Annotated in this window: 21 protein-coding genes; 12 read left to right on the top strand and 9 right to left on the bottom strand. The window is 54.5% G+C overall.

The genetic code is table 11. The features are described 5' to 3' along the window. Positions 1-8: 8 nt before the first annotated feature. From L2731_RS10655 to ettA, 3 genes are all read right to left on the bottom strand, one after another. Positions 9-1,127, bottom strand: a complete 1,119-nt coding sequence (locus tag L2731_RS10655; protein ID WP_249253063.1) for a PepSY-associated TM helix domain-containing protein — start codon at positions 1,125-1,127, stop codon at positions 9-11. 436 nt (positions 1,128-1,563) lie between these two features. After that, positions 1,564-2,682: a metallophosphoesterase gene (locus tag L2731_RS10660; protein WP_249253141.1), complete on the bottom strand. Its 1,119-nt coding sequence runs from the start codon at positions 2,680-2,682 to the stop codon at positions 1,564-1,566. A gap of 213 nt (positions 2,683-2,895) precedes the next feature. Then, positions 2,896-4,560 carry an energy-dependent translational throttle protein EttA gene (gene ettA / locus L2731_RS10665; protein WP_249253064.1) on the bottom strand — a complete coding sequence of 555 codons (1,665 nt, stop codon included), beginning with the start codon at positions 4,558-4,560 and terminating at the stop codon, positions 2,896-2,898. Positions 4,561-4,871: 311 nt separating this feature from the next. On the opposite strand from ettA, the gene L2731_RS10670 reads away from it, so the two are divergent. The 11 genes from L2731_RS10670 to L2731_RS10720 all read left to right on the top strand — a co-directional run bounded on the left by L2731_RS10670 (position 4,872) and on the right by L2731_RS10720 (position 14,965). After that, entirely contained in the window at positions 4,872-6,497 is a 1,626-nt protein-coding gene (locus L2731_RS10670; RefSeq protein WP_249253065.1) for a DUF3943 domain-containing protein, read from the top strand. 342 nt (positions 6,498-6,839) lie between these two features. Beyond that, positions 6,840-8,093: a serine hydroxymethyltransferase gene (gene glyA, locus L2731_RS10675; RefSeq protein WP_249253066.1), complete on the top strand. Its 1,254-nt coding sequence runs from the start codon at positions 6,840-6,842 to the stop codon at positions 8,091-8,093. A gap of 124 nt (positions 8,094-8,217) precedes the next feature. Then, positions 8,218-8,691, top strand: coding sequence for a transcriptional regulator NrdR (gene nrdR / locus L2731_RS10680; protein ID WP_041510466.1), 474 nt, complete (start codon positions 8,218-8,220; stop codon positions 8,689-8,691). Positions 8,692-8,743: 52 nt separating this feature from the next. Further along, positions 8,744-9,892: a bifunctional diaminohydroxyphosphoribosylaminopyrimidine deaminase/5-amino-6-(5-phosphoribosylamino)uracil reductase RibD gene (gene ribD / locus L2731_RS10685; protein WP_249253067.1), complete on the top strand. Its 1,149-nt coding sequence runs from the start codon at positions 8,744-8,746 to the stop codon at positions 9,890-9,892. A gap of 6 nt (positions 9,893-9,898) precedes the next feature. After that, positions 9,899-10,564 (top strand): riboflavin synthase, encoded by a 666-nt coding sequence (locus L2731_RS10690; RefSeq protein WP_239882712.1) that lies wholly within the window; start codon positions 9,899-9,901, stop codon positions 10,562-10,564. Between the two features lie 82 nt (positions 10,565-10,646). Further along, entirely contained in the window at positions 10,647-11,750 is a 1,104-nt protein-coding gene (gene ribBA, locus L2731_RS10695) for a bifunctional 3,4-dihydroxy-2-butanone-4-phosphate synthase/GTP cyclohydrolase II (protein ID WP_239849944.1), read from the top strand. A 123-nt stretch (positions 11,751-11,873) separates the two neighbouring features. Then, on the top strand, positions 11,874-12,350 hold the full coding sequence (gene ribH / locus L2731_RS10700) for a 6,7-dimethyl-8-ribityllumazine synthase (protein ID WP_011864992.1): 477 nt from the start codon (positions 11,874-11,876) through the stop codon (positions 12,348-12,350). A 14-nt stretch (positions 12,351-12,364) separates the two neighbouring features. Next, complete coding sequence (gene nusB / locus L2731_RS10705) at positions 12,365-12,769, top strand: transcription antitermination factor NusB (protein WP_011864993.1); 405 nt, start codon at positions 12,365-12,367, stop codon at positions 12,767-12,769. Between the two features lie 131 nt (positions 12,770-12,900). After that, positions 12,901-13,857 (top strand): thiamine-phosphate kinase, encoded by a 957-nt coding sequence (thiL, locus tag L2731_RS10710; protein ID WP_249253069.1) that lies wholly within the window; start codon positions 12,901-12,903, stop codon positions 13,855-13,857. A 2-nt stretch (positions 13,858-13,859) separates the two neighbouring features. Continuing rightward, on the top strand, positions 13,860-14,354 hold the full coding sequence (locus L2731_RS10715; RefSeq protein ID WP_249253071.1) for a phosphatidylglycerophosphatase A family protein: 495 nt from the start codon (positions 13,860-13,862) through the stop codon (positions 14,352-14,354). 173 nt (positions 14,355-14,527) lie between these two features. Continuing rightward, complete coding sequence (locus L2731_RS10720; protein ID WP_249253073.1) at positions 14,528-14,965, top strand: GFA family protein; 438 nt, start codon at positions 14,528-14,530, stop codon at positions 14,963-14,965. 90 nt (positions 14,966-15,055) lie between these two features. On the opposite strand, the gene L2731_RS10725 is transcribed toward L2731_RS10720, so the two are convergent. The 6 genes from L2731_RS10725 to barA form a co-directional block, all read right to left on the bottom strand. Then, on the bottom strand, positions 15,056-16,186 hold the full coding sequence (locus L2731_RS10725; protein WP_249253076.1) for a hypothetical protein: 1,131 nt from the start codon (positions 16,184-16,186) through the stop codon (positions 15,056-15,058). A gap of 287 nt (positions 16,187-16,473) precedes the next feature. After that, complete coding sequence (gene recN, locus L2731_RS10730; protein WP_249253078.1) at positions 16,474-18,135, bottom strand: DNA repair protein RecN; 1,662 nt, start codon at positions 18,133-18,135, stop codon at positions 16,474-16,476. Between the two features lie 150 nt (positions 18,136-18,285). After that, entirely contained in the window at positions 18,286-19,254 is a 969-nt protein-coding gene (locus tag L2731_RS10735; protein WP_249253080.1) for an AEC family transporter, read from the bottom strand. 96 nt (positions 19,255-19,350) lie between these two features. Continuing rightward, the gene (locus L2731_RS10740; protein WP_220073417.1) at positions 19,351-19,545 is read right to left on the bottom strand and encodes a hypothetical protein; all 195 of its coding nucleotides are present in this window, start codon (positions 19,543-19,545) and stop codon (positions 19,351-19,353) included. A 3-nt stretch (positions 19,546-19,548) separates the two neighbouring features. Beyond that, complete coding sequence (locus L2731_RS10745) at positions 19,549-20,151, bottom strand: YjaG family protein (RefSeq protein ID WP_249253082.1); 603 nt, start codon at positions 20,149-20,151, stop codon at positions 19,549-19,551. Continuing rightward, on the bottom strand, positions 20,144-22,927 hold the full coding sequence (barA, locus tag L2731_RS10750; protein ID WP_428985253.1) for a two-component sensor histidine kinase BarA: 2,784 nt from the start codon (positions 22,925-22,927) through the stop codon (positions 20,144-20,146). Before barA ends, L2731_RS10745 begins: the two co-directional genes overlap by 8 nt. 115 nt (positions 22,928-23,042) lie before the next feature. On the opposite strand from barA, the gene rlmD reads away from it, so the two are divergent. Next, the gene (gene rlmD / locus L2731_RS10755) at positions 23,043-24,377 is read left to right on the top strand and encodes a 23S rRNA (uracil(1939)-C(5))-methyltransferase RlmD (protein WP_249253086.1); all 1,335 of its coding nucleotides are present in this window, start codon (positions 23,043-23,045) and stop codon (positions 24,375-24,377) included. The last annotated feature ends 78 nt before the right edge of the window (positions 24,378-24,455 follow it).

The raw sequence follows: 24,455 nt of genomic DNA on the forward strand, positions 1-24,455 counted from the left end.
TTTTTATCCTATCGGGCCAACACCTGCTCCTTCGAAGTCTTGCCTTGTGTTTGCTTAGTGCGGCGCCTTGTTTGCGGTTTGCGCCGGGTCTGCCACATCAAATAACCGGAGAGGGCCATCAGGCTCGGAAAAAAGCCCACCACACACCAGATAATTTTGCTGATAAGCCCGCCGAAATGGCCGTAATGCAGTGGACGAAAGCTGTCGACGAATTGGTAAAGTACGTCGGCCTGAGTGGCATCCACGCTGGCGGTGAGGCGACCCGCTTTATCATCGAAACTGACGATAGAACCATAGTCGCTGCGAAGCGCTCCGCTGTCTCTTGCGGCGCCAAAAAGGTGGATGCCGGGATAACTCTTGTCGGGAAAGCGTACATAATGGGCCTCGAAGCCCGGGATAACTTGATTTGCCTGAGTCAATAGCGCATCGAAATCCAGCTGCTTGTTGTAGTAGCTCTGGGTGATGGCGAGTGTCTTAGGATCTACCTCATCCCACTCTTCTAAGATGTGCGCTATGTTCCACCAGGCGCCGGTAAAGCCAAGGATTAGAAACAGAGGCGCGCCGACTATCCCCATCATCTTGTGGCTATCGCTGAGAAAGAGTCGCAGACTCTTACCCCATCTTAGGGTGAAGAAGGTTCGCCAGAACTGACGATGTAGTATAAATCCTGATAACGAAAGCAATATCAGCAAGACAGATATTAATGCGGTAACGGCGAGCCCCAGATGATCCGCCAGTAAGGTGTAGTGCAGCTCTAGGAGCCAATCCAGCAGGTAGTGACTCAGGCCGACGGGCTGGCTTAGCAAGTTGCCTTGGCTTGGGTCGACAAAAAGGATCTGCCAGTCGTAGGTACCCTGCTTGGCTACATAGAGCTTGTCTGCCTCGCCGGCGTGAGCCGCAAACTGCCAGCCAAGAATTTCATGTTGTGGCAAGGCCTGGTCTGCCGCTCTCAGGAGCTGGGTAAAGCTCAGCCGGCTATCATCGGTGGCGAGCACCTTCTCAGGCATCAACAGGTGTTCGAGTTCGCTCTTAAACACCAAGACGCTGCCGGTCAGGGCGATGATAAATAGCGGCGCGGCGGCGAAGAGTCCGAGCCAGCCGTGCCATTTCCATAGGAGACGACGCATTAGATGATTACCTTTTGTTATGGCGCCATTCTGAAAGATGCGAGTGGCAGGGTAGAAGAATCAGGGGTGAGGTTAACATTAGTGAGAATCAATTTCATTCTCAAGTTGAGCTCTGCGGCATTGAGTCACATTTTTAATCCAAAGCGCCGCATTAGACTCGTTATCCAGGGAGATGGGAGGTAAATATAATGAGCAGGGGACTTGGCTTGAATTGCCAGGTCCTCATTTCGTTCTTTAGTCGCTTTAGACTGCTAGATTGTGTCGGATTCAGGAGAGCTTTGGGTTTCAGGTTTTAGGATTTGGCTTAGAGGCTTAGAGGCTTAGAGGCTTAGAGGCTTAGGCGTGGCGATGGCTTTATTTTTGGCCATCGCCACGTCTTTCAATAGAAGGAGCGCCAGACTGAGTCGAGCCTGAGCTTAGGCTGAGCTTTGCGGGCTTAAAGCGGCGTCTGTGTGCCGTCAAACTGACCGCGGATAAGCTTGTCTTTCTCTATGAGGAGCAGTTCACCAGACAGGCCTTTTTTAATGCTGCTGTCGACGGCAATCACCCGGTTGTCGAAAAGGCCAAGCACTCGCGTCTGTGAGGTGTGGCCCACGACGATGCGCTTGACCTTGAAGTAATTCAGGATATTGGCCAGTTCCTGGGTATCGAAGTCGGGCTTAAAGTAGCCGCGATACCAGGTGGGGCCGTTACCGAAGAAGAGAAAGTTAAGCAGCTCATCTTGTTTTAATTCGGGCTTAGTCTTGTCGATATTTTCCCGGTAGAGACGATTGGCTCTGTCCAGTGTCAGCTCTCGGTCGACCCACTCCTGGCTGATGCCACCATGGAGAAAGAGGGTATCGTTTATCTTAACGATAGTGTGCTTGCTGCGCAGCCATTGGCCGAGTTCGCTGTCTTTGCCGTAGAGATCCTGATATTGGCGATTAAGCAGGGTACTGGCCGTCTGATACTTGTCATTGACGTAGCGCAGATCGCCGCGCATCACCATCTGCTCATGATTTCCCATCAGCAGATGTAGCTGGCCACCGGCGGCCTTGGCCTGTTTGTCGAGCTTGTACATGAACCAGAGCACCTCGTTGACCTGAGGGCCGCGGTCGAACATATCGCCCGTCATCACCATATGGCCCTCGCCGAAGGCCCAGTTGTCATTCTGATCGATGATCTTATTGCGGCGCAGCAGCTGCAGCAGCACCTCATATTGACCATGAACGTCGCTGAGCGCCACTATCTTATCCACCCCTTGATAGCTGTCGGCCAGCACCTCTTTAGCCTGCGGATTCAGGCTGGGCTCAGGGAGCTGACCGCAATGTTCGGGTCGGCTCAGCTGTCCCTGATTGACGCGGGTCTGTTTATGCTCGCCTTCGCAGATCCAATCGGCCAGCTCGGCCTGTGGCTGGAGAAATAGATAGGGGCCGTCACTAATGCCTGAATTCGTACTGACTTGAGTCACTGCCTTAATCTCTTGCTCAGTTTGTGCCTGAACGGCTAAAACTTGTAGGGGCAGTAAACCGGCCAGGCATAAGCTGGCCGCCTTTAGCGCTGAGTCTAGGGGCATTAGCCTGAGTGATCTATTCAAGACAAATCCTTTTATTATTCTGATGTTGTTGGCGGATAGGCGTTCAATCCTAGCACGCTTTTGTTTCCGTGTTAGCCCCTTTTAAAGAGGGGAGTGGGCGTTGGGAAGAGAAGATAAAAAAACGGAGGCTGCTGCCTCCGTTTGTATGTGCTTTGCGCTACTGAAATTACTTGAGAGTGCGAGATGCGCGAGTTAACTCATGCGCTTGTACTTGAGACGGTGCGGCTCAATCACATCCGTACCCAGAGTCTCTTTCAGCCAGGTCGAGTATTCTGTGTAGTTACCCTCGTAGAAGTTCACCTGACCCTCGTCGCGGTAATCCAGGATGTGGGTGGCGATTCTGTCGAGGAACCAACGGTCATGCGAGATCACCATTGCACAGCCCGGGAATTCAAGCAGGGCTTCTTCCAGGGCGCGCAGGGTTTCGACGTCGAGATCGTTGGTGGGCTCATCGAGAAGCAGCACGTTGCCGCCAGCCTGGAGCAGCTTGGCCAAGTGCACACGGTTACGCTCACCACCGGACAGGGTGCCGATGATCTTCTGCTGATCGCCGCCGCGGAAGTTGAAGCGGCCCACATAGGCGCGGCTCGGGATCTCTGTGTTGTTGATACGCATGATATCTTGACCGCCGGAGATCTCCTCCCATACGGTCGCCTTGTCGTTCATGGCATCGCGGAACTGCTCCACCGAGGCTATCTGAACCGTATCACCGACTTCGATGCTGCCGCTGTCTGGCTGCTCGGCGCCGCTGATCATCTTAAACAGGGTCGATTTACCGGCACCGTTCGCACCGATAATACCGACGATGGCACCCTTGGGTACGCTGAAGCTCAGGTTGTCGATCAGCACGCGGTCGCCATAAGACTTGGTCAGGTTGTTCACCTCGATCACCTTGTCACCCAGGCGTGGTCCTGGCGGAATAAACAGCTCGTTGGTCTCGTTACGTTTCTGGTAATCGTTGGTGTTCAGCTCTTCGAAGCGCGCCATACGGGCCTTGCCCTTAGACTGACGACCCTTGGCACCCTGGCGAACCCACTCGAGTTCCTTGGCGATGGTCTTCTGGCGAGCGCTCTCGGCGGCCGATTCCTGCTGCAGACGGGCCTCTTTCTGTTCTAGCCAGGAAGAGTAGTTGCCTTCCCATGGGATACCCTCGCCACGGTCGAGTTCTAAGATCCAGCCGGCGGCGTTGTCGAGGAAGTATCTATCGTGGGTAATGGCCACAACGGTACCCGTGTATTCCTGCAGGAAGCGTTCTAACCAGGCGACAGACTCGGCGTCCAAGTGGTTGGTCGGTTCGTCCAGCAGCAACATGTCTGGCTTTTCAAGCAGCAGGCGACAGATGGCCACACGGCGACGCTCACCCCCTGACAGTACCTCAATCTTCTCGTCCCAGTCCGGCAGACGCAGGGCGTTGGCGGCGCGCTCGAGAATGTTGTCCAGGTTGTGGGCATCCTGGGCCTGGATGATGGCTTCCAGCTCACCCTGCTCCTTGGCCAGGGCGTCGAAGTCGGCATCTGGCTCGGCGTACAGGGCGTAAACCTCATCGAGACGGGTCAGGGCGTTCTTGGCCTCGCTTACCGCCTCTTCGATCGCTTCGCGCACTGTTTGCTGGGGATCTAGCTTAGGCTCCTGGGGCAGGTAACCTATCTTAAGATCTTGCATCGGACGCGCTTCACCCTCGATCTCGGTATCGATACCGGCCATGATGCGCAGCAGGGTTGATTTACCCGAACCGTTAAGACCCAAGACACCAATCTTGGCGCCGGGGAAAAAGCTTAAGGAAATATCTTTGAGGATCTGCTTCTTCGGCGGGACTATCTTGCCCACGCGTAGCATGCTGTATACAAACTGAGCCATAAAAAAGTTTACTCACTGACGAAACAATGGGGGCAATTCTACTGTAATCGCCTTAGAACTTAAATCGGATTTTCGGTCCCTTTTCGCTGGCCTCGCTGCCATGTTCTGCGATGAGAAGTTTTTGTTTTGTGACATCTTGTAAAAATTGTTAACATCCTGAGCCGCTCAAGGGGGCATAGCTAAACGCTAGGCGCCATGAATTAAGCGGATGAACACGGTTTCTGATAAAAAGCATCGATTAAAAGCTATGACCTTAAGGGTTGAAGAAAGAACACAAGAATAAGAATAACGATTAAGATAAGGGATTGATCTTGAAAGCCACATCACCTGTTATTGCCGCCTCCCTGTTAGGTGGTGCCAGCCTGTTATTGCCACTTGCCGCACATGCCGAGCCAGCACAGGCCAAGCCTGTTCAAAAAGCGCCGGCCCAAGGCCAATTGGCGTATGGCTTAGCCTCTGCGTCTCAAGTGCAGCGGCCAGCGGATAAGCCGGCGCAGATCGCGCCGGTAGAGGCCATAGACTTGCCGCTTGCGCCCAGCGAGAAGGATTGGTGGGGCGCGACACTGGAGCTCTCTACCGTGCTGGTGCTTGGCGAGCTGCTGTACAAGACAGGCTCACAGGCCATGGAAGATGATTTCGATTATGAGATCGACGGCAATGCGGCGGAGTTTTTCTACGACAGGCTGACCACGGGGGCCTCCTGGAAGTATGACGATAACGATATCGGCATGAACTGGGGGCACGCCTACGCCGGCGCCCTCTATTATCAGGCGTTTCGTAACCACGGTTTCAACTACTACGAGTCGACCCTGGGCACCTTTGCCGCCTCCACCATCTGGGAGGTGTTTGCCGAGTATAAGGAAGTGGTGAGCATCAACGATCAGATAGTCACCACCTGGGGCGGCGCCGTGCTGGGGGAGAGCCTGTTTCAGTTTTCCGAGATGCTGGCCGCCAAAGAAGGCTGGTTGCCAACCGGCCTGAGTTATCTGTTTAACCCGTCGCGCACGCTGCGGGGCTGGTTTGGTTACCCGAGCCCCAACAGGTTCGATCGCAGCCAGACCCAAGACAGCTTCTCCGTCTATACCGGCGTGCGCTACGCCAGCAAAGACAAGGCGGATGTCAGCAGCACCATGGCGATGCTGGGGATGCGGGCGGCCATCGATAGTCGCGAAGGGAAATATGACACCCTCAGCGGCACCCCGAGCCGAGTCGAGATGATGATGGAGACTGCGGTTTCTCAGGAAGGTGTGGAGGAGTGGCAGATGGCCACGCAACTGCTGCTGGCAAGCTATGGCCGCAAGCATAAAGGCGGCGGGCTCGCCAGCGACTGGTCCCATAGTTTCTATGTCGGTCCGTCGACCGGCATGGAATACACCAGCCTGGGGCTGGAGCTGGATGAAGACTTCTACGCCGTGGTCAACCTGCTGGGGTTGTCTATGGGGGCCAACTGGTCCAATCAAGATATCAGTATCGATCTGCGCGGCGATCTCTTTGGTGACTTTGCCATGGTGAAGCCCTTCGCCACCAAAGATTATCTCTCCCAGGGACGGCATTTCTGGGGCACCAAGTCTGTGCTCTGGGAGGGGGAATATGGCTATGCCTGGGGGCATACCTTTAACCTGTCACTGGAGGCCAGCTATCGCAACCTCCTGTTAGGCATGAAGCTTAAGTCCCAGCGCTGGAGCTCGATCAACGACAAAGAGAACGAGCGTGCGCCCCAGTGGAACCCTAACAACAGCGATCTGGACTTCGACGATGCCAGAGACAGATATGAGATCTATCTCAGCTATGGCATCAGCAAGGATCTGACCCTGAGCCTGCACCACGAGCGGATCGACCGCAGCGGTGAGATCCATGGTATAGACAATCCTGGGATCTACAGCCGCCTCGATGACAGTGAGCAGCGCAGCTGGCTGCAACTCGAATACTACTACTGAGTACCATGACTGATCACGGTTGCTGATTACCATTACTGATTACGATTGCTGATTACCATTACTAATGCAAAATGACGGCCCAGTGCCGTCATTTTTGTTGGGTAATCAAAACAGTGTTTTCGTTCAAAAGGCTGTAAACCAGCCATTTTGTCCCTTGCAAAAAAGGAGGCTTGGCAAAACAGGGCTTAATCGCCCGACTTTTGTTGTAAGGGGCATTTTGATGAACATTTCTCAGCCTGAATCGCAACTAATTTCATGTCGCAAATGCTGGGATTGTGATCGAATGCACTGTAGAATACCGCGCAACCCTACCTTATAAGACTTTCACAGCTGGAGTGACCAATGCTGAAAAAAGAGATGAACATCGCTGACTTTGATCCGCAACTGTTTCAAGCGATCCAGGAAGAGACTCGTCGTCAAGAAGAGCACATCGAGCTAATCGCCTCGGAGAACTACACCTCTCCTCGCGTGATGGAGGCTCAAGGTTCTCAGCTGACCAACAAGTACGCCGAAGGCTATCCTGGCAAGCGTTACTACGGTGGTTGTGAACATGTCGACATCGTCGAGAACCTGGCCATCGAACGCGCCAAGGAACTTTTCGGTGCGACCTATGCTAACGTTCAGCCTCACTCCGGCTCACAGGCTAACAGCGCAGTCTACATGGCGCTACTGCAACCAGGCGATACCGTTCTGGGTATGAACCTGGCTCACGGCGGTCACCTGACTCATGGCTCTCCAGTAAACTTCTCTGGCAAGCTGTACAACATAGTGCCTTACGGCATCGACGAGTCTGGCAAGATCGACTACGACGAGATGGAGCGTCTGGCTGTAGAGCACAAGCCTAAGATGATGATCGGTGGTTTCTCTGCCTATTCTGGTATTGTCGACTGGGCGCGCATGCGTGAAATCGCCGACAAGATTGGTGCTTACCTGTTTGTCGACATGGCGCACGTTGCTGGCCTAATCGCCGCCGGTGTCTATCCTAACCCAGTGCCACATGCGCACGTGGTAACTTCTACTACTCACAAGACCCTAGCCGGTCCTCGCGGCGGTATCATCCTGTCTGCGGCGAATGACGAAGACCTCTACAAGAAGCTGAACTCTGCGGTATTCCCAGGTGGTCAGGGTGGTCCTTTGATGCACGTTATCGCCGGTAAGGCGGTGGCTTTCAAGGAAGCACTGTCTCCTGAGTTTAAGGAATATCAACAGCAGGTAGTGGTTAACGCTAAGGCGATGGCTAACACCTTCATCGAGCGCGGTTTCGATGTCGTTTCTGGCGGCACCGAAAACCACCTGTTCCTGCTGGATCTGATCGCTAAAGATATCACAGGTAAAGATGCCGATGCGGCGCTGGGCCGTGCCAACATCACGGTAAACAAGAACTCAGTACCTAACGACCCACGTTCACCCTTCGTGACCTCGGGCCTGCGTATCGGTTCGCCAGCTATCACACGTCGTGGCTTCAAAGAAGCCGAAGCGGTTGAGTTGACCAACTGGATCTGTGATGTGTTAGATGACATCAACAACGAAGCGACTATCGAACGCGTGAAGAACCAGGTGCTTGAATTGTGCGCTAAGTACCCTGTTTACGGTTAACCTTAAGGGGTAAATCGGGTAAACTCCGATGGCCGCTACTGATTTAATATTGGTAGCGGCCATTTTTGTATCTAATTCAAGGGAAAGCTCCCCAAGATACCGATTAGCATATGCTGGAGGCTCAATGCATTGTCCGTTTTGCAGCGCAACCGACACTAAGGTGATTGATTCTCGTCTGGTGGCCGATGGTCATCAGGTGCGTCGTCGTCGCGAGTGTCTGCTTTGTCACGAGAGATTTACCACCTTCGAAGGCGCCGAGCTGGTGATGCCCAGAGTGGTGAAACAAGATGGCAGCCGCCAACCCTTCGATGAAGACAAGTTGCGTGGCGGCATGCTCAGGGCAGTAGAGAAGCGCCCCGTGTCGATGGACGAGATAGAGCAGGCGCTCAGCAAGATTAAATCTACCCTAAGGGCCACGGGCGAGCGCGAGGTCACCTCTAAGATGATAGGTAATCTGATGATGGATCACCTGGTCAATCTCGACAAGGTGGCCTATATCCGCTTCGCCTCCGTGTACCGCGCCTTCGAAGATGTCTCCGAGTTCGGCGAGGCGATTGCCAAGTTGCAAAACGATAAGAGCAAACCGGGCAAGTCTTAGATTATGCGTAGCGGGGCTTCCCCAATTATTCTCAAGAGATGGCGATCCAGACATGGCCTGGTCCAAATTTGATTCTCAGATGATGGCGCGCGCCATCCAGTTGGCCCGCAAGGGCCAGTACACCACTCGTCCCAATCCGAATGTCGGTTGCGTGCTCGTCCAGGGGGAGACCCTTGTGGGCGAGGGCTATCATATCGCCGCCGGCGGCCCCCACGCTGAGGTGCACGCCCTGCGTATGGCGGGCGATAACGCCAAAGGCGCCACTGCCTACGTGACTCTGGAGCCCTGTAGCCACTATGGCCGCACGCCCCCCTGCGCCGAGGGGCTGATAAAGGCGCAGGTTTCCCGCGTCGTGGTAGCGGTCACCGACCCAAACCCTCAGGTGTCAGGCCGTGGCATCAAGATGCTCGAGGATGCCGGTATTCGCGTCGAGGTCGGCCTGCTGCAAGAAGAGGCCGCTGCACTCAACCCTGGGTTTATGAAGCGGATGCGCAGCGGACTTCCCTGGGTCAGCATTAAGCTGGCCGCCAGTCTCGATGGTAAGACGGCGCTTTCCAATGGCGTGTCTAAATGGATCACTGGCCCCGAGGCGCGCCGTGACGTGCAGCGCATGCGCGCCCGTTTCGACGTTGTAGTGACTGGCATAGAGACGGTACTGGCCGATGACCCAAGTTTGAACGTACGACATGGGGAGCTAGGTTATTTGCGTGAGCAGCTAGCGGATGCCGATATTCGTCAGCCTCTGCGTGTCGTGCTCGATTCTCGTGCTCGTCTTGGCGCCAAGGCTAAGCTGTTTGACACTGAGCCCCCCGTGCTCTTGGTGAGCTGTCAGCCCTATCCCGATGAGATCGTCAGAGCCTGGCCTGAGCAGGTGAGGCAACTGCAACTGACCAGCGAGAATGGGCAGGTGCCGTTAAAGGCACTGCTCGAATACCTTGGCGGACAAGTTAACAGTGTGATGGTGGAGGCTGGGGCGACCCTAGCCGGCGCCTTCATGGCTCAGGGACTGGCGGACGAGTTGGTGCTGTATCAGGCGCCCAAGATCTTAGGCGGCCATGGCCGCAATCTGCTGGCCCTGCCAGACTATACTGAGATGGCACAGTTACCCGGCCTGCGTCTGTGTGACGAACGCCGCATCGGCGCCGACAGACGCCTTACCTTTCAATTGAGTCACAATCATTTACCGAGCGAAAAAGAGTAGTTAGTCATGTTTACAGGGATCATCGAGGCTGTGGGCAGCCTGAGAAAAATTGAGCGTCGCGGCGATGATATTCGCCTGACCGTGGCGAGCGGCAAGCTGGACTTAAGTGACGTTAAATTGGGTGACAGCATAGCCACCAATGGCGTGTGCCTGACCGTCGTCGAGCAGATGGCCGATGGTTATGTGGCCGATATCTCCGCCGAAACCGTGGCCCTAACAGGCTTTGCCCATTATCAGGTGGGGCAGAAGGTCAACCTGGAGAAGGCGGTCACCCCAACTACGCGCCTTGGCGGCCATATGGTAAGCGGCCACGTCGACGGCGTGGCCAGCGTGGATGACAGGCAGTATCGCGGCAAGGCGATCGAATTCTGGTTGACACCGCCCAAGGGGCTGGCGCGCTATATCGCCCATAAGGGCTCTATCACCATAGATGGCGTTAGCCTGACGGTAAACGAGGTGGACGGCGAGCGTTTTCGCCTGACCATAGTGCCTCACACCGCCAGCGAAACCACGCTTATCGATCTCAAGGCGGGTGACAGGGTCAACATCGAGGTGGATCTGATCGCCCGGCACCTGGAGCGCCTGCTGAGTTTCTCTCAGTCAGAGGAAAATCCAGCGAAAGAATCAAAGGTCACCATGGATCTGTTAGCTCGCTCCGGCTTTTTAAGATAGACACTGGCAATCCCGGTCGATAGCAGATTAAATAACTCTTACTATAAGAATATTTCAAGGTCTAACAGTTTAAGGTCTAACAATGGCACTACACAGCATAGAAGCGATTATCGAAGATATCCGTCTGGGTAAGATGGTTATCTTGATGGATGACGAAGATAGAGAGAATGAAGGCGACCTGATCATGGCCGCCAATCTGGTGACGCCCGAGGCGATCAATTTCATGGCCACATATGGCCGCGGCCTCATCTGCCAGACCATGACCAAGGCCCGCTGCGAGCAGCTCAACCTGCCGCTGATGGTTAGCAACAACAATGCCCAGTTCTCCACCAACTTCACCGTGTCTATCGAGGCGGCCGAAGGGGTGACTACGGGTATTTCTGCCTATGACAGAGCCGTTACCGTGCAGGCCGCCGTGGCTCGTGACGCCAAGCCGTCGGATATCGTGCAGCCGGGTCATATCTTCCCACTGATGGCCCAAGAGGGCGGGGTGCTTATCCGCGCCGGTCATACCGAGGCGGGCTGCGATCTGGCGCGCCTGGCCGGTCATGAGCCATCGGCAGTGATTGTCGAGATCCTCAACGAGGATGGCACCATGGCCCGTCGCCCGGATCTTGAGGTGTTTGCCGAGAAGCATGGCCTCAAGATAGGCACTATCGCCGATCTCATCGAATACCGTAATACCAAAGAGACCACTGTGGTGCGCGAGGCTAAGTGCAAGCTGCCGACCCGTTTCGGCGAGTTTGACATGATCACCTACCGCGACACCATAGATAACCAGCTGCACTATGTGCTGGTGAAGGGAGAGGTAGAGCCTAACGCCTTGGTCCGTGTGCATCTGCAAAACACATTCAACGACCTGCTGCACTCTGAGCGCGACGAGAAGCGCAGCTGGCCGCTGGAAAAAGCCATGGCGCGTATCGCCGATGAGGGCGGCGTGTTAGTGGTGCTGGGTCATCAGCAGAGTAACGAAGAGCTAATCGCTAAGGTTAAGGCGTTCGAGGCGGAAGATAAGGGCGAGATTGGTGCACCGGCGCCGTGGCAGGGCACCTCACGTCAGGTGGGTGTGGGCTCGCAGATCCTTGCCGATGTGGGCGTGACCAGCATGCGTCTACTCAGCTCGCCTAAGCGTTACCATTCGCTGTCGGGTTTCGGGTTGGAAGTCACTGAATATATTGCAGAATAAGTTACTCTGTAGGGAATTCATCGATTTGAGTTAAATTGCATGGGGATCAACGCGGTGGGCTGTGGTATCATACCGCCTCTTTTTTCCCGTGCCGGGTTTGTTAAGCTAATTTAGGTAAGATAAATGAACGTAGTTCAAGGTAATATCGAGTCGAAAAACGCCAAAGTGGCCATAGTGGTTTCACGTTTTAACAGCTTCGTGGTTGAAAGTCTGCTAGAAGGCGCGGTGGATACATTGAAGCGCTTCGGTCAGGTCGCCGATGACAACATTACCGTTGTCCGTGTACCCGGTGCCGTAGAGCTGCCACTGGCAGCCCGTCGTGTGGCGGCAAGTGGTAAATTTGACGGTATCATTGCGCTGGGCGCCGTGATCCGTGGTGGTACGCCACACTTTGATTTTGTTGCAGGCGAGTGTAACAAGGGGCTGGCTCAGATAGCGCTTGAGTTCGACCTTCCTGTGTCATTCGGTGTATTGACCACAGATACCATTGAACAGGCTATCGAGCGTTCTGGTACTAAGGCGGGTAACAAGGGCGGCGAAGCGGCACTTGGTCTGCTAGAGATGGTCAATGTTCTGCAAGAACTAGAACAGCAGTTGTAAGATTAGGAACCAAGATGAAACCTTCAGAGCGCCGTAAAGCCCGTCGTCTAGCGGTACAAGCTATCTACTCATGGCAGCTAAGCGGCAATAATGTTGCCGACGTGGAGCATGAATTTCTCACCGAGCAGAAGATCGATGGCGTCGACGTTAGCTATTTCCGTGAATTGCTATCAGGCACCACGACCAAGTCGGCTCAGTTGGATGAGTTGATTATGCCTCACCTCGAGCGCCCGTTCGATGAGGTTTCGCCTATCGAGAAGGCGGTGTTGCGCATCGCCACCTACGAGCTGACCTTCCGTAAGGATGTGCCATACAAGGTCGCCATCAACGAGGCGATCGAGCTGGCCAAGGCCTTCGGCGCCGAAGATGGCCACAAGTTCGTTAACGGCATTCTCGATAAGATAGTCGCTAAAAAGTGATACAATAAACGGCGTCCCAGGATGCCGTTTTTTATATTCAGGTTTAGCCTCGACGTCGCCTTCGTTAGCTCGATGTTGCCTTCGCTAAAAAGTGTGCTAGCTGATTAACCCTTACTATGGTTCTTAAGACTGTGAAAGAGTTTACACTGATAGATCATTTCTTCGCTAACCTTGGCCAGGCTCGCCGCGATGTGCACCTCGGCATAGGCGATGACTGTGCCCTGGTCCAGCCTGGTGAAAACAAGGTGATTGCCATCTCCTGTGACACCCTGGTTGAGAATGTACACTTCTACGCCGACATGCCTGCTAAGGCGCTGGGTTATAAGGCGCTGGCGGTTAACCTGTCTGATCTCGCCGCCATGGGGGCCGAGCCTGCCTGGATGACGCTTGCCCTTACGCTTCCTGAGGTGGATGAAAGCTGGCTTCAGGAATTTAGTCAGGGGCTGAAAGAGGCCGCCGAGTATTATGGGGTTGCCCTAGTTGGTGGCGACACGACCCGTGGTCCTAAGTCGATCACCATCACCATCAACGGCCAGGTGCCTGAGGGCAAGGCGTTAACCCGAGGCGGCGCCAAGAATGGCGACTGGATCTATGTGACCGGTAGCCTCGGCGAGTCCGCCGTGGGGCTGGCCATTCTGGGTGACAAGCTTAATATCGAGGGTGAGGCGAGAGAGCACTTTATTCAGCGTCATTATTTCCCGACGCCCAGGGTGCTCGCGGGTCAGTCGCTGCGAGGATTAGCATCGAGCGCCATCGATCTTTCCGACGGTTTCGTGTCTGACATAGGCCATATCCTTAAACAGTCTCAGGTGGGAGCCGTAGTGGATGTCGATCGTCTGCCCTTGTCGGCCCAGATGCGCGAATCTTTGGATGAATCTGTGGCACTTGGCTATGGCCTAACGGGTGGTGAGGATTACGAGTTGCTGTTTACCGTCCCCGAGGCCCAGCGCGGCGCACTGGAGACGGCCCTGGCCCACGCTGGCGTCAGTTTCACGCAGGTTGGCCAGATCGCCACTGGCGATAAGCTGCGCCTCATCAAGGATGGCGAGCCCTATACACCGTCTCAATTTGGTTTCGAGCACTTTTAAACATGCAGTTATGGTCGAGCGATCCGGTTCTTAAGAAGCTTTCTCTGGCAAACCCTATTCATTTCCTGGCCTTGGGTTTCGGTTCAGGCCTAGCCGCCAAGGCCCCAGGCACCTTCGGTACCCTGGCGGCGATTCCGCTTTATCTGTTGATGGCAGGCCTTCCGCTGAGTTGGTATCTGGGGTTGACCCTGCTGAGCGTACTCGCCGGTTTCTATATCTGTGACAAGGCCTCTAAAGATATGGGCGTGCATGATCACGGCGCCATCGTCTGGGACGAGGTGGCGGGTCTGCTGATTACCCTCATCGCTGCGCCCGCCGGTTGGCTCTGGCTGGCGATCGGTTTCGCGCTGTTTCGCTTCTTCGACATCCTCAAGCCCTGGCCCATCAAAGTGCTGGACGCCAAGGTTCATGGCGGCATAGGCATAATGATCGATGATGTGCTCGCCGGGGTGTTTGCATTTTTGTGCCTGCAGGGGATCGTCTATCTGGCCGGATAGTGATTGGTTTACCCAGTTCTGAGTTGAAATTAAGTCCCGACTGTCGATGGCGAGCACGCCGAGATAATCGGGATTTTTGTTTTTGGCACATCAGCAAAAATTTGATTTGTCGCTGCGCTGACTGCATGCTCAGTTTTAACTTTTAGTCATTTTCAGACAAGAGGAGACAGGTTATGGATGATGAGAGCCTTAATCAAAACAGGTTGGACGTTGAGTTCAGTGGTAGCTGTCTCTGTGGTGGCGTGGCCTTTAGCTTAGTGGGTCATTTCGATGCATTTTATTTGTGTCACTGTAGCCGCTGTCAGAAGGGCACAGGCTCGCTGCATGGGGCCAATCTGTTTTCCAATCATTTGGCCCTTGACTGGCGGCGTGGCGAGGCCTTGCTGCAAACCTTTAAGGTGCCGAACAGTCGTCATAGGCGCTGCTTCTGCAAGGTGTGTGGCTCGCCTATGCCTTATCGGCTGCAGGCGTTAAATTTGGTCGTGGTGCCTGCAGGCTGTCTGGATGTCGAGGTGCCCATTGCGCCGACGGCAAAGCTGTTTATGGTAGAGCGGGCGAATTGGGGGAAGGCGCTCTCATCTGTGCCGGGTTTCGATCGTCTACCGGAATAGCATTTTAAAGCAAAAAATTTTTGGCATTTATATCCCCTGAAGCTGGTCAGGGAATCAGCTGTGATGACGGAAAAAGAAACTGTAGGCTCGTTATTCTAGTGAGCTCTCCCTAGGTTTTTCGTCATTGGCCTCTATCACCATCCCTTCCGAGATAGCAGGAGCTGTTAAGCGGGTGACAAGTTCGGCGCGCAGCGATTCCAGTTTGTTAGCAGTAGTCTGGTAACTCTCAAATGATGGAATACCAGAACAGAGGATAAATTTACCCATTGGGTTATAGCCGTACTCTTTTAGGGTCGATAGTGAGAAGTTATCAGGACACGGTTTAATGTTTGCCTTGCCTGTTAAGATATCTGCGTAGCGGTTTGAGGTATCCTGTTGTTGCAACAGTGGCATAAGCATCGCCTCGGCGATCTTAGCTGTGATGCTGGCGTCTTCACCTGCCTCAAATGATTGATTTACTTTAGTTAGGAAGTGCCACTCACCACGTTTAACCCGCTTTAGTGACAACACTTCTTCTGAGGTGGACTGCAGCCAGAGGCTAGGTATTTGAGTATCCTCATCCTCTGTTCGCTTTTGACTGACGAGCAGTTCACCCAGTTTCATGTTTTGCTTGAGCGCCGAGATGGCGAGGAATTTATTGCTTAGCATGTTGATTCGCTCGGCGGCCTGCTGCCAGAACTGCATATCTGTATCTATGGCGGTTATGAGGGAGGCTGGATCCGTTCCATTGAAATAAGCATTAACAAGGTACAATTGCCTTGCAGCAGCGAGATGTTTAAAAGACACCATGCTGCGATAGGGATTAAAGTGGGTATCATCTTGCCAATGACCGAGAGAGAGCAGGGTGCGGTAGCGCTCAATAAGCCAGGCATAGTCATCGAGTGTGGCCTTAAGTGTTTCTGGCTCGGCAAATAGGGGAGCACACTCATCGAGATAGCCTTCTTGTTTGAGGCAGTTGGAAATAGCCCATTCGGGAAGCTCGAATTTTTCGTCGACAGTCTTTTTTGGCCTATCTAATACACCAAGTTGTTTGAGCGCTTGATAGCGTTCAAGTCCGACCGCCATGGGGTCATCATCTTTCGGCGCATCGAAACCCATGGCATAAAGATAAGGGTTGTTTTCAAGGTGCTGACTCAAGGCGGCCTCTTCGGCATTCACCTGCTCAAGAAAGGCGCTGGCCTGCGCTGATGGCGCGCTATCTTGCAGATTGATCAGCAGCAAGATGAGATAGCCGCCGACGGGAATGAATAGCAGGGTAAATAAAATCCATTTCAGGGCACGAAAAAAGTGTCGCATTTCAAATCCTTGTGGCTTTTAACTTCTTTTAACTTAGTGTCGACGGCAAAGGCCTGAGTTTATCAGAGTCTCTTAGCGGTGCAACAGCGTTATATTGGCGGCGCAATAGGCGCGCCTCAGAGGTGCTTATGAAATGAAAAGCGCGGCTAAAATATTGCCGCGCTTGCTCTCGTTAATCTACTCAATGGCTGTCAATGTCAGGGCTCATCGGTCTAGCCTTGCAGTAACTCCTTGGCGTTGGCCAGAGTGTTGTTGGTGATGACGTCACCACCAAGCAGGCGAGCCAGCTCTTCGATACGCTGTCCCTTATCAAGCGGCACCATAGAGGTCTCGGTTTGCCCCGCCTTGCTCTGCTTGTTAACGAACATATGCTGATGACCGTTGCCGGCGACCTGGGGCAGGTGGGTGACACACAGCACCTGGGTGGATTCGCCTAGGGCGCGCAGCATTTTGCCCACCACGGCGGCTGTCGGGCCTGAGATCCCAACGTCGACCTCGTCGAAGATGAGGGTTGGGGTCGCAACCTTCTTGGCGGTGATCACCTGAATGCCCAGACCAATACGCGACAGCTCGCCGCCCGAAGCTACCTTGGCGATGGGTTGCAGCGGCTGACCCGGGTTGGTGGTCACCTGAAACTCCACAGTGTCGCAACCGCTGGGTGACATCATCTCGGGGTTGAACTGCACGTCGATGATAAACTTTCCCTTGGGCATGCTGAGCTCATGGATAGAGCGGGTAACCTGCTTGTCCAGCTCCTTGGCGTAACGTTGGCGGCTCATGCTGAGCTTCTGGGCGTGGGCGATGAAGCTCTCGCGGCAACTCTCGAGTTGCTGGGCTATCTCATCGAGCTTCTCCTCATCCGAGTCCAGCTCGCTCAGCTCCTGGCTTAGCGCCTGGTGATGGTGATAGAGATCTTTGGCGTTCACATGGTGCTTACGTGCCAGCATCATGATCTTCGACAGGCGCTGCTCCAGGGCGGCAAAATGATCCGGGTCCAGCTCTAACTTATCTAGGTAGCGTTGCAGCTCGCTGCTGCTCTCCTGTACCTGGATCAGGGCATCGTTAAGCATGTTGCCCACCCCTTTAAGCTCAGGATCGTAACCTTCGAGCTCCTGGGCCTGATCTAGACTCATGTTGAGCAGCGACTCTATGGCGCCCTCTTCGTTATCCTGCAGCAGGTATAGGGTGCGCTGGCAGGCCTGGATCAGGGCAGTGCCGTTGGCCAGTTTCTTATGCTCGGCCTCTATCTCGTCAAACTCTTCTTCGCCCAGGGCGAATTCGTCCAACTCTTCGACCTGATATTGCAGCAGCTGCTTGCGGGCGATGCGCTCCTGTTGCGACTGCTGTAGCTGGCTCAGCTCCTTTTGGATCAGCTTGAAGCGCTGGTAGCTGGCGCTGCAGGCCTCGAGCAACATCTTGTGGTTGGCATAGCTGTCGAGCAGGGTAAGTTGATGCTCACTCTTTAACATGGCGTGGTGGGCATGTTGGCCGTGAATGCCGATAAGTAGCTGGCCCAGGGCGCGCATCTGATTGAGAGGCACAGGATTACCGTTGATGTAGGCGCGTGAACGGCCGTCGCTGCCTATGGTGCGGCGCAGGATACATTCGTCGTCTAGCTCAAGGTCATTGTCTTCTAACCAACGTTTGGCCAGCGGGATATCGTTGAGGGCGAAGCGGGCACTGACTTCGGCCTTGCTCGCGCCCGGTCTGACGGTATTGGCATCGGCGCGATTGCCCAGGCATAAGCCTAAGGCATCGATGGCAATCGATTTCCCCGCGCCGGTTTCGCCTGTGATGCTGGTCATCCCAGACTTAAAGTCGAGTTCTAAAAAGCGGACAATGGCAAAGTTATTGATGCTGAGCTGACAAAGCATGATGACATCCTTTTACAAAGTACTGTATTCATGCACAGTATATACTGAATTTTTATACAGTAAATACCTGTGTGCTTTTTACCCATGAAAATAAGTTTTAGGCTCTGCACTCCGACAAAACAAGCCTGCCCGTTAAAACAAGCCTATCCGTTATGAAAAGCTTGCGGTGCCCGAGTCCAGCCAATGGTGCAGTAGCGGAATGGTGGCAAAGCTGATCACTATCCCCAGGCTGATGGTCTGGGCGCTACTGGTGGCGCCGACGTTGAATCTGTGGGCCAGCAGGTAGACGCTGGCGGCGGTGGGCAGGGCGGCCAGAATCACCCCCATCTGCAGCAATTGTCCGCTAACTCCTAAGGCGCCCAGGAGCAGATAGGCCAGCAGCGGTTGTAGCAGCAGCTTACTCAGGTTGAGCATGGCCAGCTCGGCAAGGCGTGACTGAATGCCGGCGGCGTTTCTGCCTCCCTGATTGGCCTTGCACAGCACCATGCCGATGGCGAACAGGGCGCAGGGGCTGGAGGTCATGCCAAATTGCCGGATGATCTCGGCGATGGGGCGATAAAGCTCTATGTGAGCTGCAGATATCGCTACGCCAGCCAGGCTACCCAGTATGATGGGGTTTTGAATGAGGGCAAAGAATACTGTCTTAAGTGCGCTATCAGTCTGACCCTGAAACAACGCCAGCTGGGCCAGCACTATGGCAAATACGGTCACCGATAAAAGGCTAGCCAAGGCGGCTGCGGCCAACGCTAGCTGATCGCCGGGAAACAGCATCATCATCAGCGGGATGCCGATGAAGGAGGTGTTACCAAAGGTGGTGTTGAGGGCGCGAATGGCCGCGAGGGGCTTATCCTTGGGCTGTAACCAGAGTGACAGCAGGCCAGTGAGCAGATAGATGAGGGTCATGGCCAAGCTGTAGCCGCCAATAAATCCCCAGTTGGTGATCTCTTCGATCGGGGTCTCGGCCAGCACTATCATCATGATCGCCGGAAAGGCGATGTAATAGACATACTGATTGAGGACGTTGTCGCTACCTTCGGGCAGTAGCCGCGCCTTTTGCACGATAAAGCCGGTGACCATGATGCCAAACACGACAAAGAGTGGCGAGAGAGTGGTTAACATAGGGAGACGACTTCCTTGGCTGGGATCCGAGCGGTGATAAACCGAATACGCCGTTAGGGTATCACTTTGCCCGTCGCGTCCCTATAACGCTAAAGTCTAATGCTTGGGGCCGGAGCGCCGATGGAGTGGCTTAGGTGGCGGCAATATCCCCAGCTCCTGGTAGAAATGAATCTGGCGCCTGAGCTCAAACAGGGAGCCGACGCGTCGCTGCTCCCCTAGGGTGAGGCACCAGGTATTTGTTAACCCATCTGGGTTGGTGAGCACAAATCCCTGGTAGATAAGTTTGCGCATGGGTTAGGCGCCTACTGAGATACCTATGTTAGATACGCCTGCCTGCACTAACTCCTTGCGCAGCGCCTTGACGAAGTCGGCGGTGATCTTAGGGTTCTCTTCGATGAGCTCCAGCAAAGATGCCTGAAGCGCCTTCTCTTCCTGCATCACCTCGTGGTTGAAGATATGATCATCCAGTGCTTCTTCATCCATCTCCTCCTCGAGTGTGGCCTCGATATAGTTAGCCACTGTGGCAGAAGAGAGCTTGCTGATGTTGGTGATGTCGTCTTCCACCTTGCTCTGAATGGCGCTAAGCAGTGAGGTGAGGGCGACGGCTGCGTCCATGGCAGGATAGACGCCGTAGACATCGAAATCGCTCGGCTCGGGCGTGTTGAGATCCAGCCGCTCGAGGTAGAGATCGATATTCAGTTTCAGCTTCTGATCGTACATGGATTGCCACAGCAGGTTGAGCACGGTATCGAGCACCTGTGGGTCGCCAAATTCGCACACCTCGCTGAACAGCTGATAGTTAGGGTACATGCGTTGGCAAAGGGCGATGGCGAACAGCTTCTTCTGTTCTGGTTCGAGGGCCTTGAGGCGCTTGAAAAACCCGGGTTTATTACTCATCGATCACATCCATAGATAACTGGGCTATTACTTGATTTGCGGCCGATTCTACCTTAGAAAGCTCGTCAAGTAACTCAAGTATTTCAGGCTCCACCAGATCGACGCTGGCATTTTGCTTGAGTGACTGTTCAATCTCTCGACAGAGTCGCTGAGTGGTCGGCACGCCGCAGTAGCAGCTGGCGCCGTGGAGCTTGTGCACATGGCTGACCATGGCCTGGCCGTCCTGACGCTCGAGGGCGCCTGAGATGTGCTCACGGGTCTCGGGCAGGGAGTCGACCAGCATCTGCAGCATCTCCAGCGCCAGACTGGTTTTCTGGTTGGCCTGGGTCAGACAGAGATCCCAATTGAGGGTGTGCTGGTCGAAATGGGTAAACTGCGGCCGGGTCTTCCAGCGACTGATGACGCTCTTCAGCGCCGCCTCATCGATTGGCTTAGGCAGGTAACCATCCATGCCGCTCTGATCGATGCGCTCGCGCTCCTCGGCGATGGCGTGGGCGGTCACGGCGACAATCGGCGTATTGCGATTAAGTGATTGCTCACGTATCTGCTTGGTGGCGCTAAAGCCGTCGGTGCCCGGCATCTGAATATCCATGAAGATGAGATCGAAGCTCTTGGCCTTGGCGATCTCCACCGCCTCCTGGCCGTTGTCTGTGACCGTCACCTGAGTAACCAGCTCCTTGAGCAGGGTCTTAATCAGCTTGAGGTTGGCGGGGTTATCGTCCACCGCCAGCACGCTCATGGGTTCGCGCTCCTGAGTCTCTTTGCCCGCCTCTTTGAACGGCATGGCTTCGAATTGGGCGCGGTGAGGATTGATCAGTGTCACCGCCAGGGCGCGTTCGCCTACCGGTGCCTGCATCACCTTGTCTACAGTGGGCTGGATCAGACTCATCTTGGCGGCGCTATCGGTGCTGCTGCACAGGTAGAGGGTATAGTCGCTGATCTTGGCAATCTTATTCAGCACGTTGAGCAGGTTAGGGCTACTGGCCAGATCGTTACAGCTGATGATGGCATAGTCGAAGTGACGTCCCTCTTCGCCGGCGACACGGGCCAGATCTTCCGGGGTCGTGATGCTGACACTCTGCATGCCCCAGTGGCTAAGCAGGCTTTCATGGACCTTGCGTGACAGCTCCCTTGGCTCGAACAAGAGCACCGTCTTGCCGATGAGTTTATCGGTTTCCAACGGCTGACTGATAGGGTAGGAACTCAACTTGAGAGGTAGGGTGAACCAGAAGGTAGAGCCCTTATCTGGCGCCGAGATGCAGCCGATTTGACCGCCCATACGGTTGATCAGACGCTTGGTGATAATTAGGCCCAGGCCGGTACCGCCGAAGCGGCGTGAGATAGAGGAGTCTGCCTGGCCGAAGGCCTGGAACAGCTGCGCCTGATGTGGCTTGTCTATGCCTATGCCTGTATCTGTGATCTCACAGCGGACATTGACCTTGTCAGTCTCTTCACTGGTCAGGCGCATCTTGAGGTGTACGCTACCGCTGTCGGTAAACTTGATGGCGTTGCCCACCAGGTTAGTGATCACCTGACTGACCCGTAGGGCATCGCCAGAGACGTTGTCGTTGATGCTCGGCTCGATATCTACCACAAGTTCGAGATCTTTCTCCTTGGCGCTGTTGGCCAGCAGCGAGATGGTGTCGTCGATCAGCTCGCGCAGGGCAAAGGGCATGTTCTCCAGCTCCATCTTGCCCGCCTCCAGCTTGGAGAAGTCTAAGATGTCGTTGATGATCCCCAGCAGGTTGGTGGCGCTCTTTTCTATGGTCTTGATGTAGTCCTGCTGGCTGGCGTGCAGTGGTGTCTTTAATAGCTGCTTGGCAAAACCTATCACCCCGTTGAGCGGCGTGCGCAGCTCGTGGGACATGTTGGCCAGGAACTCAGACTTGATACGGCTGGCCTCCAGGGCGCGTTTCTTGGCCAGATCCAGCTCGACGTTTTGGATCTCGATCTGCTCCAGAGTTTCACGCAGATCCGAGGTCGCCTGATCGATATTCTGCTGCATCTCCTCATGGTATTCCGACAAGGAGCCCGCCATGGCGTTGATGCCTCGCTTGAGCAGGTCAAGCTCACCAATCAGGTTGCCGTCGACCCGGGTGTCCAGCTTGCCTTCGCGGATCTTGGCTACCACGCGCACCATCTCTGTGATGGGGTGGGTCACGTTCTTCACCAGGCGGAAGGTAAACAGCAGGTTCAGCTGCACGCCGATCAGGACTATGATAAAGGCGGCCACCGCGGCCCTGTGCTGCTCCAGCAGGGCGTTCTCCTTGTTGAGCAGCACGGCGATATAGCCGAGTTTGGCGGAGTTGACCTGCTGGGCCATGGAGTTGCTGTCGTAGGGGCTGACCACAAGTTCGCGCTGGCTGGAGAAGATGGGGCTGCGCATGATGATGCTATCGCCAAACTCCTCTACCTCAGTGGTCTGCAGCGAATCTATGGGCTCGTTGTAGCGCATAAACTCGTGGCTCTTATAGTGATGGGAGGTCACTATTACCCGGTTACTGGTGTCGAAGATGGCAATAAACTGTACCAGGTTGGATTTGTTGAGCTGTACCGAGGTGATCAGTCGCTTGGTGGTCTCGAAATTCTTAGTTTCCAGGCCTATCTCGGCTGAGATGGCCAGAGGCTCTATGATGTTACCGCCACGCTCGATTAAGCTTTCTTCCAGCTCATAGAAACGATTTATGGTAAAATAGCTGCCAAGCAAAATACCAACCAAAATAGTGGGCGCTAAGGCCAGCACGAGAACCCAGGCTCTCAGGCTGTATTTAGTCATATTGTCTGCACTATTCATTGAGTTGGTATTATTTATCTACGATGGATATAGGTTACATTAGACTGCCAGACTTTGTGCAGTCTTTACTAGTATTTTTATTGTTTTAGAGGCCTAAATGGCACAATTTTATAAAGCTAAACCCCGCAAGACACAACAAACCCAGGCCAAGCAAAGTTTCCATGTGAGCCAGCTGGATCACCTAGGGGCGGGGATAGCCGAGCATCAGGGAAAAATCGTCTTTATTCCCGGCGCCCTGCCCGGTGAAACGGTAACGGCGCAGATAACAGAGCAGAAGAAGCGTCACGCCAAGGCCAAGCTGATCAAGGTGGAAACCGCCAGCGAGGCGCGTATCGCCCCTAGTTGTCCTTATTATGGCCGCTGTGGTGGCTGTGACCTGCAACACCTTGAGCTCTCTGCCCAGCGCGATGCCAAGCAGGCGGCGCTCGAAAACCTGATCAACAAGATGGGCTGCACCCAGCCACAGGCCATGAGTGAACCGCTAAGTGGCGAGGGCTGGCACTATCGCCGCCGCGCCCGCTTGGCAACCCAGTATCAGCGTGATAGTAAGCGACTCAACCTGGGCTTTCGTGCCTTGGCCAGCAGTGAGGTGGTTAACATAGATGCCTGCCCCGTGCTGGCTAAGTCGCTGTCAGATCTGATCGCGCCACTCAATCAATGCCTTAACCGCCTGAGCGCGAAGCGTAGCCTGGGCCATGTGGAGCTACTCTCAGTCGACTCGGGCCCAGGTGTGGTGCTGAGGATCACCAGCCCTTTGAATGACAAGGATAAAGCCTTGTTAGCAGCCTTTGGCGAGCAGCATGGGGTAAGGGTGATATTGCTCGACGACGAAAGCAGGCTTGAGACCCTTTGGGGCGACGAGGGCCTGCCTTTTTATCGGCTAGAGGATGGTAGTCAGCTTAGCTTTTCGCCGGGCAACTTCATTCAGGTCAACGGTGAGATCAATCAACAGATGGTGACTCAGGCCATCGACTGGCTGCAGGTTCAGCCCGGCGAGCGGGTGCTGGATCTCTTCTGCGGCGTGGGTAACTTTACCCTGCCGCTGGCCGAGGCCGGTGCCCAGGTAGTAGGTGTCGAGGGGGTCGAAACCATGGTGGCTCAGGCAAGACTAAATGCCGGTGCGAGCGGCGTAGAGGGCGTGGAGTTTTATCATGGGGATCTCAGCGCGGATCTGTCCGGTGCACCTTGGCTCGGGCGTATCGACAAGTTACTGCTGGATCCTGCCAGAGCCGGCGCCTATGAGAGTCTACAATGGTTAAAGAAGATGAAGCCGAAGGCGATTGTTTATATCTCCTGTAATCCTGTGAGTCTGGCCAGAGATTGTGAGCCGCTGCTGGCGCAAGGATATGTACTCAGTCGCCTCGGCCTTATCGATATGTTTCCACAGACACATCATATCGAGGCCATGGCTTTGTTTGAGTTGGGTAAATAGTTGTTAATCTTGGTCTAAGCGCACAAATAGTCGGCGCATATTATTTGACTTTGACGGGGGAATCCCCAAGATAGTGTG

Origin of the sequence: Shewanella aquimarina (assembly GCF_023349185.1) — a bacterium.
In the GTDB taxonomy this organism is placed as follows: Bacteria; Pseudomonadota; Gammaproteobacteria; order Enterobacterales; family Shewanellaceae; genus Shewanella; species Shewanella aquimarina.

Excerpts from the sequence above, each read along its gene's own strand:
- recN (WP_249253078.1), bottom strand. The coding sequence starts at position 18,135 with ATGCTTTGTCAGCTCAGCATCAATAACTTTGCCATTGTCCGCTTTTTA.
- ribD (WP_249253067.1), top strand. The coding sequence starts at position 8,744 with ATGGCCTGGTCCAAATTTGATTCTCAGATGATGGCGCGCGCCATCCAG.
- L2731_RS10745 (WP_249253082.1), bottom strand. The coding sequence starts at position 20,151 with ATGAGTAATAAACCCGGGTTTTTCAAGCGCCTCAAGGCCCTCGAACCA.
- ettA (WP_249253064.1), bottom strand. The coding sequence starts at position 4,560 with ATGGCTCAGTTTGTATACAGCATGCTACGCGTGGGCAAGATAGTCCCG.
- L2731_RS10715 (WP_249253071.1), top strand. The coding sequence starts at position 13,860 with ATGCAGTTATGGTCGAGCGATCCGGTTCTTAAGAAGCTTTCTCTGGCA.
- nusB (WP_011864993.1), top strand. The coding sequence starts at position 12,365 with ATGAAACCTTCAGAGCGCCGTAAAGCCCGTCGTCTAGCGGTACAAGCT.
- ribBA (WP_239849944.1), top strand. The coding sequence starts at position 10,647 with ATGGCACTACACAGCATAGAAGCGATTATCGAAGATATCCGTCTGGGT.
- L2731_RS10735 (WP_249253080.1), bottom strand. The coding sequence starts at position 19,254 with ATGTTAACCACTCTCTCGCCACTCTTTGTCGTGTTTGGCATCATGGTC.
- L2731_RS10740 (WP_220073417.1), bottom strand. The coding sequence starts at position 19,545 with ATGCGCAAACTTATCTACCAGGGATTTGTGCTCACCAACCCAGATGGG.
- ribH (WP_011864992.1), top strand. The coding sequence starts at position 11,874 with ATGAACGTAGTTCAAGGTAATATCGAGTCGAAAAACGCCAAAGTGGCC.
- glyA (WP_249253066.1), top strand. The coding sequence starts at position 6,840 with ATGCTGAAAAAAGAGATGAACATCGCTGACTTTGATCCGCAACTGTTT.
- nrdR (WP_041510466.1), top strand. The coding sequence starts at position 8,218 with ATGCATTGTCCGTTTTGCAGCGCAACCGACACTAAGGTGATTGATTCT.
- L2731_RS10690 (WP_239882712.1), top strand. The coding sequence starts at position 9,899 with ATGTTTACAGGGATCATCGAGGCTGTGGGCAGCCTGAGAAAAATTGAG.
- L2731_RS10660 (WP_249253141.1), bottom strand. The coding sequence starts at position 2,682 with ATGCCCCTAGACTCAGCGCTAAAGGCGGCCAGCTTATGCCTGGCCGGT.
- L2731_RS10655 (WP_249253063.1), bottom strand. The coding sequence starts at position 1,127 with ATGCGTCGTCTCCTATGGAAATGGCACGGCTGGCTCGGACTCTTCGCC.
- L2731_RS10720 (WP_249253073.1), top strand. The coding sequence starts at position 14,528 with ATGGATGATGAGAGCCTTAATCAAAACAGGTTGGACGTTGAGTTCAGT.
- barA (WP_428985253.1), bottom strand. The coding sequence starts at position 22,927 with ATGACTAAATACAGCCTGAGAGCCTGGGTTCTCGTGCTGGCCTTAGCG.
- rlmD (WP_249253086.1), top strand. The coding sequence starts at position 23,043 with ATGGCACAATTTTATAAAGCTAAACCCCGCAAGACACAACAAACCCAG.